General features: G+C 35.8%; 9 protein-coding genes. 5 read left to right on the forward strand and 4 right to left on the reverse strand.

The annotated features are described in order from the left end of the window. Positions 1–131: 131 nt before the first annotated feature. Complete coding sequence (locus BUC29_RS17450) at positions 132–833, forward strand: XdhC family protein (protein ID WP_244160842.1); 702 nt, start codon at positions 132–134, stop codon at positions 831–833. Next, on the forward strand, positions 823–1,428 hold the full coding sequence (locus BUC29_RS17455; RefSeq protein WP_073417466.1) for a nucleotidyltransferase family protein: 606 nt from the start codon (positions 823–825) through the stop codon (positions 1,426–1,428). Before BUC29_RS17450 ends, BUC29_RS17455 begins: the two co-directional genes overlap by 11 nt. A 223-nt stretch (positions 1,429–1,651) precedes the next feature. On the opposite strand, the gene BUC29_RS17460 is transcribed toward BUC29_RS17455, so the two are convergent. Then, a complete protein-coding gene (locus tag BUC29_RS17460; RefSeq protein ID WP_073417467.1) occupies positions 1,652–2,788 on the reverse strand; it encodes a cysteine desulfurase family protein in 1,137 nt (378 codons plus the stop codon). 445 nt (positions 2,789–3,233) lie between these two features. Here BUC29_RS17460 and BUC29_RS17465 point away from each other — a divergent pair, with 445 nt between their 5' ends. From BUC29_RS17465 to BUC29_RS17475, 3 genes are read left to right on the forward strand one after another with little or no spacing between them, the layout of a single operon-like run. Beyond that, positions 3,234–3,872: a (2Fe-2S)-binding protein gene (locus tag BUC29_RS17465; RefSeq protein WP_073417468.1), complete on the forward strand. Its 639-nt coding sequence runs from the start codon at positions 3,234–3,236 to the stop codon at positions 3,870–3,872. Beyond that, entirely contained in the window at positions 3,869–4,849 is a 981-nt protein-coding gene (locus BUC29_RS17470) for an FAD binding domain-containing protein (RefSeq protein WP_073417469.1), read from the forward strand. The genes BUC29_RS17465 and BUC29_RS17470 overlap by 4 nt, the downstream gene beginning before the upstream one ends. A gap of 8 nt (positions 4,850–4,857) precedes the next feature. After that, entirely contained in the window at positions 4,858–7,062 is a 2,205-nt protein-coding gene (locus BUC29_RS17475) for a xanthine dehydrogenase family protein molybdopterin-binding subunit (protein ID WP_073417470.1), read from the forward strand. Positions 7,063–7,313: 251 nt separating this feature from the next. Here BUC29_RS17475 and BUC29_RS17480 read toward each other — a convergent pair whose 3' ends face one another. The 3 genes from BUC29_RS17480 to BUC29_RS17490 form a co-directional block, all read right to left on the reverse strand. Next, positions 7,314–7,877, reverse strand: a complete 564-nt coding sequence (locus BUC29_RS17480; protein ID WP_073417471.1) for a DUF2911 domain-containing protein — start codon at positions 7,875–7,877, stop codon at positions 7,314–7,316. Positions 7,878–7,977: 100 nt separating this feature from the next. Next, the gene (locus BUC29_RS17485) at positions 7,978–9,783 is read right to left on the reverse strand and encodes a glycoside hydrolase family 2 protein (RefSeq protein ID WP_073417472.1); all 1,806 of its coding nucleotides are present in this window, start codon (positions 9,781–9,783) and stop codon (positions 7,978–7,980) included. Between the two features lie 126 nt (positions 9,784–9,909). Beyond that, positions 9,910–12,318 carry a glycoside hydrolase family 2 protein gene (locus BUC29_RS17490; RefSeq protein WP_073417473.1) on the reverse strand — a complete coding sequence of 803 codons (2,409 nt, stop codon included), beginning with the start codon at positions 12,316–12,318 and terminating at the stop codon, positions 9,910–9,912. Positions 12,319–12,394 lie beyond the last annotated feature (76 nt).

Consider the following 12,394-nt stretch of genomic DNA (forward strand, 5'->3'; position numbering starts at 1 on the left):
GTCTCTTTTCTTGAATATACCATAAGGCTATTTAAAGCAAAATCTGCTCTCGCCCTTCTTCACTTAGATTATATTATACAAACATAGGAGAAGCAGTAATTGTTACTGTTTTTTCTTTAAAAAGGAACGCTTTGCAAATTGGAACCACTTTATTTTTTAGAAAAGACAGTCCGGTTTTAAATCACAGCAACGAAGTTTTAAATTTAATTTCGGATGTAAAAGAAGTATTAGAAACTAAAACATCAGTTGTAAAAAAACTTCAAAACGAGAACGACAACGAAGCTTTGATAGAATATATCAATCCGCCAATTTCGCTTGTCATTGCCGGAGCCGGAAATGATGTTCAGCCTTTGGTAAAAATGGCTTCTATTTTAGGATGGAAAATTACTATTGGCGATGGCCGCGCGACACATGCAACGGAAAAACGTTTCCCCAAAGCAGATTACCTAAAAACAGTAAAAGCTGAGGATTTTTTAGAAGATATTAAAATCGACGATCAAACCTATTTCGTTTTAATGACACACAATTACAAATACGATTTAGCCGTTTTAAAATTACTTTTAGAAACCAATTGCCAATACATTGGAATTCTCGGTCCTAAAACAAAATTAAACCGAATGCTCGACGATCTTCAAAATGAAGGAATTAATATAAGCGAAGAACAGTTAGACAGAATTTATAGTCCGATAGGTTTAGATATTGGTGCCGAAACTTCAGAAGAAATAGCATTATCAATTGTATCAGAAATTAAAGCTTTTTCGACTGGAAGAACGGGAACCTCTCTTAAATATAAAACCGGAAAAATACACGACGAAATCCAATATGGAAGATAAATTTCTACATAAAACCGGAATCGTGATTTTGGCCGCGGGAAATTCTTCGAGATTAGGACGCCCAAAACAATTGTTGGAATACAAAGAATCAACGCTTTTAAAAAATACAGTTTCAGAAGCTTTAAAAGTCCCAAATTCATTTGTTTTAGTCGTAACAGGAGCAAATAAAGTAATAATTGAAAAAGAGCTTAATTCGGCTGAAATAACTTTATGTTTTAATGCTGAGTGGGAAAACGGAATGTCGTCTTCAATTGTAAAAGGATTAAATGAATTACTGCTTTTAAATCCAGATAGTGAAGAATGTATTTTTGCAGTCTGCGATCAGCCTTTTGTTACAAGTTTAGTTTTTGAAAATTTAATCCAGGAATCTCATAAAACCGAAAAAGGAATTGCAGCTTCGGCTTATTCCGAAACTTTAGGAACTCCGGTTTTATTTCATAAAAAATATTTTAATGAATTATTGGAATTAAAAGGACAGGAAGGAGCAAAGAAAATCATTAAAAAATATTGGGATGATGTTGTTTCGGTTCCTTTCGAAAAAGGCAATATTGATATAGATACCGCAGAAGATTATGAGAAATTAATTTCTGAATAATTTGCCATGTTTTAATATCGCAAAGTCGCAAAGACGTAAAGTTTTTAAGGTTAAATTTTAATTCCCTCCAGCTTTAGCAGGAGGTTCTAAGTAAGAATAGAAAGGCTTTAGCCAAATTAGTCGAAGTTTGGCTAAAGCCTTTTAAACCTTAATCTATTGCCTCCTCCAGTTAAAACTGGAGGCAACTAATAAAAAACTTTGCGACTTTGCGAGATTAAAAAAACTAGACTTTCAATTCTTCTGCAAGAGCCAAAACCCGTTCAATAACTATATCAATTTCTTCTTCTGTAGTAAATCGTCCCAGACTAAAACGAATTGAACTCAAAGCATCTTCATCAGATAATCCCATCGCTTTTAAAACATGCGAAGGCTCAGAAGTAACAGCCGAGCAAGAAGAACCATTTGAAACCGAAATATTTCCCAGAGCCATAATTAACTTTTCTGAATTTACACCCGGAAAACAAATATTGGAAGTATTATAAATTCGGTTTTGAATATTTCCGTTTACAAAAGAACCTTTAAATTGTAATAAACCGATTTCTAGTTTGTTACGTAATTTTTCAATTCTGTTTTTATCTTCTTTTAGTTGATTTACAGCTATTTCTGCAGCTTTACCTAAACCGATAATTCCGGGAACGTTAAGAGTTCCGCTTCGTAATTTTCGCTGTTGGCCGCCGCCGGTAATTTGAGGAAGTAATTTTAATCTGGCTTTCGCCGAAATATACAAAGCGCCAACTCCTTTTGGACCATAAAATTTATGTGCAGACAAAGCCAAAAGATCAATTCCAAAAGTTTTTACATCAATGGGAATTTTTCCAACAGCCTGAGTAGCATCACACATAAACAGCACATTCTTGCTTTTTAAAATGGTAGAAATTTTGCTGACATTTTGTATGACACCCGTTTCGTTATTAGAAAGCATTCCGATGAAAACCAGTGTTTTAGCAGTAATTGTTTCATTTAAAAGATTAACATCTAAAAGACCGTCTTTATCAACTGGTAAATAGCTGATTTCGAATCCGATACTTTCCATAAAACGACAAGTTTCAAGAACCGCTTTATGCTCAGTTTGTATCGTAATGATATGTTTTCGTTCCTGATCTGCTAAACCTTTAATCGCCAGATTTATCGATTCGGTTGCACCCGATGTAAAAATAATTTCTTCCGCATCAGCATTAATCAAATCAGCAGTCTGCCAGGCCGCATTTTCAACCGCTTCATTTACGCTTAATCCTGCAATATGCTGACTTGTAGAATTGGCGTAGAAATCTGTAAAATAGGGCAGCATGGCTTCCAGAACACGCTCGTCAACACGGGTTGCAGCATTATTGTCAAGGTAAATAGGTTGCTGATTTGGCATAGTAAAAACTTAATCCCGTAAAAATACAATTTTTCAAAGTAAAACATAAATTGATATTTTTTTTAACCGCAAAGCACGCAAAGGTTTTTACGCAAAGAGCGCAAAGTTTTTTTAAAGTTAATTATCTAGATAATTGTAAAGTTCGCAAAGCTTTATCAATTCCAGCTTTGCGAACTTTGCCTTCGCTTAACACAATATGAGACAAAAAACCTTTGCGAACTTTGCGTTAAAAAACACCCCAAATATCAAATTCAACTTTGCGAACTTTGCCTTCATTTACCGCAAACTGAGATAAAAACCTTAGCGTTCTTTGCGTTAAAATCCACACCGAAATTGTAATTATTCTAAATAAGCCTAATGTTTGAATTTCATAACTTTTTGTGGATTAAGATTGTTAAATTTGTTAGAATACCTAAGAAATTTTGCTAATTTAAAGATAGATAGAATGGCTTCTAAAAAAACAGATCAGAATAAAGTAACGGAGAATGACTCAAATTCCCGCCGTGACTTTATAAAAAAATCAGGACTTTTGACCGCTCTCGCCTTTACGCCGCCTTCGCTGGTAATGGCTTCAGAGAATAAATGGGATGAGAAAATTGCTGAATATTTAGAGACAGTGCCGCTTTCTATCGAAGTAAACGGCAAAATGCACAATCTTAATATTGAGCCAAGAACAACTTTACTTGACCTTTTAAGAGAACAATTACAGCTTACCGGAACCAAAAAAGGCTGTGATCATGGTCAATGTGGTGCATGTACAGTTCACGTAAACGGTACCCGAATTTTGTCTTGCCTGACTTTGGCTACTATGCAGCAAAACGCTCAGGTTACCACAATCGAAGGACTTTCAAAAGGAAAAAAACTGCACCCAATGCAGGAAGCTTTTATCAAGCATGACGGTTTTCAGTGCGGTTATTGCACACCCGGACAAATCATGTCTGGAATCGCTTGTATTAAAGAAGGTCATGCCAATAGCAGAGAAGAAATTAGAGAATATATGAGCGGCAATATCTGCAGGTGTGGAGCGTACCACAATATCGTTGACGCCATAACCGAAGTGAAGGAAGGAGGGAAAGAGCTATGAAAAATTTCCAGATAATTAGAGCTTTATCATCAGGCTCGGCGGTAACTAATATCAGCAAAGAAAGTTCGGCAATGTTTATTGCGGGCGGAACAAATCTGGTTGATTTAATGAAAAAGAATGTTACAGCTCCAGATAAATTAATCGACATCAACGGATTAGACTTAAAGAAAATAGAATTTCTAAAAGGAAAAGTTTCGATTGGCGCTTTGGCAAAAAACAGTCAGGTAGCTGAGGATTCATCGATAAAAGAAAAACACCCTTTGCTGGCTTTGGCTTTAGCGGCCGGAGCATCTCAACAAATCAGACATATGGCAACGGTTGGTGGAAACATGTTTCAAAAAACACGCTGCTCATATTACTACAATACTGATATGCCGTGCAATAAAAGAAATCCGAAAAGCGGCTGCGGTGCGATTGGAGGCGCTAACAGAATGCACGCTATTTTTGGTGCTTCAGAAAGCTGTATTGCTGTTCATCCTAGTGATATGTGCGTGGCTTTGGCGGCTTTAGATGCTAATGTTTTAGTTGAAGGACCAAAAGGAAAACGACAAATTAAATTCACAGATTTTCATCGCCTGCCGGGAAATACGCCTGAAAAAGACACTACTTTAGAAAACAAAGAATTGATTACTTCGGTAGAAATTCCGGATAATAATTTTACTAAAAATGTACATTATCTAAAAGTGCGTGACAGAACGAGTTATGCGTTTGCACTGGTATCTGTTGCTGTGGCTTTAGATCTTAAAAATAATGTAATTAATAATGTCAGACTTGCCATGGGCGGTGTGGCACATAAACCTTGGAGATTAACCGAAGCAGAAGAATTTCTGAAAGGAAAAACGGTTTCAGAAGAAATTTTTAAACAAGCAGCGAATTTAGCAATGAAAGGAGCAAAAAGTTACGGAGACAATGATTTTAAATTGACCTTAGCACCAAATGCCATAACGGAAGCACTTACAATAGCAGCATCAAAATAATTAGAATTATGAGCAAGACAAGTAATATTAATAGAGTTGACGGATTTGCTAAAGTAACAGGATCAGCAACTTATTCTGCCGAATATAAAACGCCTGGAGTTGTGTATGCGTGCTTGGTTGGAAGCACGATTGCCAAAGGAAGAATTAAAACCATTGATACTAAAAAAGCAGAATGGGCGCCGGGAGTTCTGGCTGTTATTACGCATTTGAATGTCGATAAACCTGTTGGTTATCAAAAAGCAAAAGACAAACATAATTTTGGCCAGCCGCTGCAGATTTTCAAAGATGATTCGGTTTTGTATTACGATCAGCCAATTGCGTTGGTTATTGCGGATACTTTTGAACGTATGCAATATGCAGCAAGTTTAATTAAAGCCGATTATTTTAAAGAAGAACATTCGACAGAACTTAAAAAAGCGGCTGATAAAGAGAAAAAAGTCGATACCGATAAAGGAAATGATTATCACAGAGGTATTCAGGATGGCTATAAAAATGCAGAAGTAATTTTAGAAGCTGAATATACGATTCCAACTGAAGTTCATAACCCGATGGAATTGGCCAATATTATTGCAAAATGGGAGGGCAATAAGCCTATTTTGTACACTAAAAGTCAAGGTGTTGAAGGAACGAGAAAAAGTGTAGCCGGAGTTTTTGGAATTCAGGCAGAAGATGTAGAAGTGCATTCTGAATATCTTGGAGGTGCATTTGGAATGGGATTACACACCTGGCCGTATGAAATTGCCGCTTTAATTGGTGCGAAAAAATTAAACCGTCCGGTAAAATTAGTTTTGCATCGCGAACAGATGTTTACCAATGTGGGATTCAGACCTTATACAATTCAAAAAATGGGTTTGGGTGCAACTAAAGCAGGAAAACTTACTGGTTTAACGCACGAAGCGGTTGCAATGACGTCGAGTTATGAAGATTTCATGGAAGGAACGGTAAACATGTCGCGATTTATTTATGATTGCGAAAATGTTTCAACGCGTTACAGAATTATACCTTTAGATACTTGCACGCCAATCTGGATGCGCGGTCCGGGAGAAGCAACAGGTTCTTTTGCATTAGAATGTGCAATGGACGAAATGGCCTATAAATTAAACTTAGATCCAATTGAATTTCGTAAGCTCAATTATGCCGAAAAAGATTTGGAACAAAATAAACCATGGAGCAGTAAATATCTTCTTGAATGCTACGAAGGCGGAATGGAACGCATTGGCTGGAAAAACCGTAAAAATGAACCGGGTTCTGTAAAAGAAGGTAACTGGCTTGTGGGTTACGGAATGGGAACCGGAACTTTCGGCTGTTATAGAAGTCCAACTTCTGTAAAAGCAAAATTTTTACCAGACGGAAATCTGGTTCTGCAATGCAGCGTTAACGATATGGGACCGGGAACGGCCACTATGATGACAGCAATTGGTGCTGAAATTACCGGTTTACCTGTTGAAAATGTTATTATTGAAATGGGAAAAAGCGGTCTGCCAAAAGGCCCGACTCAAGGAGGTTCGGCAACGACTTCATCTGTTGGTTCTGCGGTGCATGATTCTTGTAATTTACTAGTTAGTAAAGCTTTGGAACTGGCTACGCAAAATCCGACTTTTAAAGGAATTGCTATTACTGATTTGACTTTTGCAAATGGTTTGATTGCTGCTAAAAATGACAATTCTAAATCTATTGCTTTGACTTCTTTACTTGCTGAAAATAAGTTAGAAGGATTAGAAGTTGAAAATTTATCAAAAGGAGCAGAAGAAGCTAAGAAATATTCTATTTATTCGTTTTCAGTACATTTTGTAAAAGTATTAGTAAATCCGAATTTGGGTAAAATACGATTGGCGCACGTGGTTTCCTGTGCTGATATTGGAACGGTTATTAACCAAAAAACGTCTGCCGGACAAATGTACGGCGGCGCAGTAGGAGGAATAGGAATGGGATTGATGGAAGCTTTAGAAATCGATCATCGTTTTGGTCGTCCAATCAACAATAATTTCGCCGATTATCATGTTCCCGTAAATGCCGATATTGAAAAACAGGAAGTTTTCTTCGTAAATAAAAAAGACCCAATCAGCAACCCAATGGGAACTAAAGGTCTTGGCGAAACGGCTTTGGTCGGAATGGCGCCTGCAATTGCAAATGCTGTTTTTAACGCAACAGGAAAACGTGTTAGAGATTTACCAATTACACTGGATAAGATTATAGAAACCGTTAAGGTTTAAAACAAAAAAAGAGTCATTGAAAAATGACTCTTTTTTTGTGCTGCTAATTTTCAAATATGGCCTTGGTTTCAACCACAGGAAACGGATTGTATTTTGATTGTGTCTTGATTGTGTCCCCGTGGTTGAAACCACGGGCTATGTTTACATTAGGATTGTACTTGCAAATGCAGAGAAAATATTAAATAAAAAATTATCTCATAAAAAAAGAGTCATTGAAAAATGACTCTTTTTTTATATCTGCAAAAGTTAAATTATTTAACCGTAATTGGCAATTCAACAGTTGTTTTATCCCATCCGATAACAAGATTAGCAACATTTCCCTGAGCTGTAAAAGCAATAGATAAAGCCTCGATTACAGTAGAAACCGGTTTTACAGGAACAGAAACTCTCACAACATCTTTGCTTTCATCATAAGGATATGCTCCCCATAAATCCAGTTCTTTGTTGATGATGATTGTCCATTTGTCTTTTTCAGGAATAGCAAATAAGCTGTAAGTTCCTGCCGGAATGTTTTTACCATCAATTGTTACAGCTTTGTAAAATTTGATTTCTGTATTTTCATTAGCACCAACTCTCCAAACTTCACCAAACTTAGTTAAATCACCAAAAATAGTTCTTCCTTTTACAGAAGGTCTAGAGTAAATAACTTTGATAACCGGATTTGGATTATCACCTTTTTTGAATTTAACAGCTTTGTTTGGGAAATAAGAAATATCAACCGGACTTGCATCAAGCGGAGCAAATTTCACTACTTCCTGCGCTTTAACTGTAAAGGCAGCAAATAAAGTAACTGCCAATAAACATAATTTTTTCATAGGTTTACAATTTTTTAGAATAACTACAAAGTAAATTAATAATGAAGAAAAATCATATAAATTGCAGTCAGTTTTTTGTTAATGAATTGGTAATGACGAATTAATTCTGATATTCCTTTTTCTTTTTAGCATACCAATCCTGCATAATATAAAACGCTTTTTTCTTTTCGCCATCATTTGAAATTAGGCCTTTACGATTGTAACCGTCCTGAATTCCCGGAAGCAGTCTTTTTGGAGATCTAAAATCGACTAAAATCCAAGGACTTGTTCCGCTTAGATGTGGAATCTTTTCAATCATTTTTAAATTCTGAATGTATAAATATTCTTGATATTCCTCTGTCCAGCGTTCGTTTTTTTCTCCGTGAAAACCAGCTTTTGCATCGCCTCCAAATTCAGAAACAACAATAGGTTTATTGTATTTAGATTTCCATGTTATTTTCTCAGCATCTTCCAAATTTCCGCCGTACCAGCCCAAATATTGATTAAAAGCCACGACATCTAAAACTTCACCAATAGGATCATCAATAGTTTCTTTTTTGGTTAATAAAGCAGCGCTGATTAATCTTGTATTGTCTAATGATCTGGTGTGTGATGCTAAATTTTTAATGAACGTATTTCTAGCATCTGAAATTGGAGTTTCATTTGCCATTGACCAAATAATAATACTCGCTCTATTTTTATCTCTTGTAATAGAAGCAGTTAATTGATCTTCGGCATTTTTATAGGTGTTTTCATTTTTAAATTCTACTGTCCAGTAAACTGGGATTTCTTCCCAAACCATTAAACCCAATTTATCAGCTTCTCTAACCATGTTTTCGTTATGCGGATAATGTGCCAGACGTACATAATTACATCCTAATTCTTTCGCCCAGTTTAATAAACGTAAAGCATCTTCTACAGAATTTGCACGCCCGCCTTTTCCATTTTCTTCGTGAATTGAAATTCCTCGCAAAAAGACTGGTTTTCCGTTCAGTAGGATTTGATCTTCTTTGGTTTCAATAGTTCTAAAACCAATCTGATCGTTTAATTTTTTTCCGTTGAAATCAACAGTAACATTATACAATTTCGGATTTTCTGGCGACCAGTATGAGATTTTTTTAGTTGGAATTTCGAAATTTAAAATTCCGCTGTTATCCGCTTTTCCTTTAAAATTGATTTTTAATTCAGGAATAGAAATCGAAATATTATTTTTTGAAGCCTCTAAATTATTGATTTTAATAAAACCAGAAATAACATTGGCATTGCCTTTTTTCAGCTGGATAATGTAATCTTCCACAAATGATGATTCTTCTTCAATTAAAGTTACATTGCGCGTGATTCCGCCATAATTCCACCAATCGGTGTTTACGGTTGGAACATCTTCTTTATGACGTGTATTGTCAACTTTAATTACTAAATAATTTCCAGTAGGTCTTACGATTGAAGTCACTTCGTAATTAAAAGGAGTAAAACCGCCTTCATGTGTGCCAAGTTTTTTTCCATTCAAATAAACATCAGCTTTATAATTGATAGCACCTAAATATAAAAACAGACGTTTATTAGCCGCTAAATTGTAATCAAAAGACTTTTTAAACCAAACATTTCCTTCATAATATTTCAGTTCTGTTACCTGCGAATTCCAATCACCAGGTATGTTGATTGCAGGCGATTTATCAAAATCATATTCAACTAATTCTTGTTTGTTTTGAGCATGGTAATTTGTGAAAAAGGCCCCTTTTGCAGGTTTTTCACTTTTGTCATATTGATCAAGGTGAAAGCTGTAAAAACCTGTTTGATAAGGATCAATAATATAATTCCAAACTCCGTTTAAAGATGTGGTATTTCTATTTGGAACATTGGAAATTAAACCTTGTGATTGTCCGGCATAAAATGTGGTTAGTAGTAGTAATGTTAGGATTTTTTTCATTCTTATTAGTTGTTTTTGTGTAATATGCAAATATGTTTTATAACCGCAAACAGCGCTATGGTTTACGCAAGGTTCGCAAAGTTTTGCGTTCTTTGCGTTTTCCTTTGCGACCTTTGCAGTTAAATGTTAAGGTTCAATTTTCAAATATTCTCCTTTAAAACTCTGATTCAAAGCTGTCATTTCAATCGGATTTCCCGAACCATCAGGAATAACTTCTATCGACGCTTTTCCGTTTGCCATTTTTATCGATTCACTTCCCGTTGGTGTTCCTTGGTTTTTCATTGTTTTTCCGCCTTTTAAACATTGAAAATAAACGCTTTCCTCATAATCCAGACAACGTAAATTATTATTGTCAATTGCAATTGCCGTAACCAGATAATTGCCATTTTTCAGTTTTTCTGAAGATAATTGCAAAGACGAAGCCGTATCATTTTTTGTGAAACGATAATTTACCTTTATAGTATCTGAAACCGTTTTTCCATCTTTAGTTTTACCAATGGCAATCAGCGTATTATCTCCTTTTTTAAAGTTAACATCCCAAGTTAATCCGTTTGCAGGATATAGCGAAAGATTTCTTTGTTTTTCTCCAAGTGATTTTCCGTCGTGAAATAGTGTAACTCGCTCACAATTACTGAAAACGTTTATTGTTCTTGGCAAATTTTCTGGTCCCTGGCGTTCTGTCCAAGTGTGCGATTCGATGTAAGCAAAAGGTGCTTTTGCCCAATAACTTTTAAAAACGTAATATGCATCTTTCGGATTTCCGTTTCGGTCAACCAAACCTTTTTGGTTCATGTACGGAATATCGTCTTCAGGACGTAACGGCGTTGCAAAATCCTTAAATGCCCATTGAACATTTCCCACAAACTCCGGGTCATTCTCGGATATATGCAAATGCCAGTCAAATAAATCAACGATATAATTTTCGCTCCAATCACCAATTTGGGCAATATTCGCAACTTTAGTCTGTACAATAGCCTCTTCCCAGCCCTCGGCTTTTATAACATTTTCACCTGTTACCGGATTTTCGCTGTGACGCCCAACGTGACTATCGCCGCCATATTCGGCATGAATGAAATGTTTGTATTCTTTTTTGTAAACGTCAATTGCTTTTTGGTAACTTTTGTAACTTCCGGAATACCAGCCAGACCAGATAGAGGGAGAGAAGACATCTACAATATGCGAACCTTCATAATATTTCCTGATTGCGGTTTTTCGGGTTGGATCCAGTTTATGCGCCATGTCATTTAATTCCGTTAAAAAGACATTGGTTTTTTCGGTATTATCTCCGTTAGGAAAATCCGGAAGCCAGTTCATTTCGTTTCCAAGCGACCAAATTATAATACTCGGATGATTGCAATTTTGATTGATGATTTCTACCAGCATATTTTTAGTATTCGTCTGCCAAAGTTCATCGCCAATTCCGCCGCGGCACCACGGCAATTCATCCCAAACCAAAAGGCCAAGTTCATCACAGGCTTTATAGATTTCAGGATCTTGAGGATAATGTGCCAAACGAACAAAATTAGCGCCCATATCTTTTATCGATTTCATATCGGCCCAATGTTGTGCATTGCTCATCGCTGCGCCAACCCCGGCTTGTTCTTCATGACGGTGTGTTCCGCGAATCAATAATCTTTTTCCATTTAAATAAAAAGGACCGTGATCTTTAAACTCAAACCATCTAAAACCTACTTTTTCAGAAACGCTGTCTCTGATTTGATTTTTTTCTGATAAAACAGCTGTTAAAGAATATAAATTCGGTTTTTCGGTATCCCAAAGTTCCGGGTTTTTGATGTTTTCGAATGTTATTGTCGAAGTTTTATCTGAAACAGAAATAGTTTTACTCATTACTTTTTTCCCTTTCGGATTTTTGAGTATTACGGTTAACGATAAATCTTTAAAATTGTCAGGATTCACAAAAGAAGAAACAATTTGTACCGAAGCTTTTTTTGCCGAAACTTCCGGCGTTGTAATCTTCAAATTATCAATATGGTTTTTGTATTTTGAAACTAACCAAACATCGCGCGTGATTCCGCCATAAATAAAGAAATCACTTTTTTGAGACGGAATAATTTCGATATCGTAACTATTGTCAACACGAACAAAAATATCGTTGTTTCCTTCTTTAATAAAATTGGTAATGTCTATAGAAAAGCCAATATAACCGCCAATGTGTCCGCCGGCTTCTTTTCCGTTTACGTACACTTTTGTGGTAATATTTGACCCTTCAAAGTATAAAGAATAGACACGGTTTTTATCAATATTCGAAATATTCAATTTCTTTTGATACCAGCTTGCATCGCGACGATAACCCGGATATAAATCTGTTGCATCTTCGGCATTCCAGGTATGAGGTAAATTTAATGAAGTCCAGTTCGTGGCTTTTTGTGCTTCATTTAGGTTTGATGTATGGTTTTCAAGATATAACCAATTGTCATTAATATTCATCTTTGTCTGAGCAAAAGAGCTGCTCAGACAAATCTGAAAAAAAACAAAAAGCGCAAAAATTGAAAAAGTTTTATTTGGTTTATTCATAGTTTTTTTTAGGTTCTGAGGTTCTAAGATTCTGAGGTTCTAAGATTCTGAGGCTAAAAATCTTAGTCCCTCAGCA

The organism is Flavobacterium defluvii (genome assembly GCF_900129555.1).
Lineage (GTDB): Bacteria > Bacteroidota > Bacteroidia > Flavobacteriales > Flavobacteriaceae > Flavobacterium > Flavobacterium defluvii.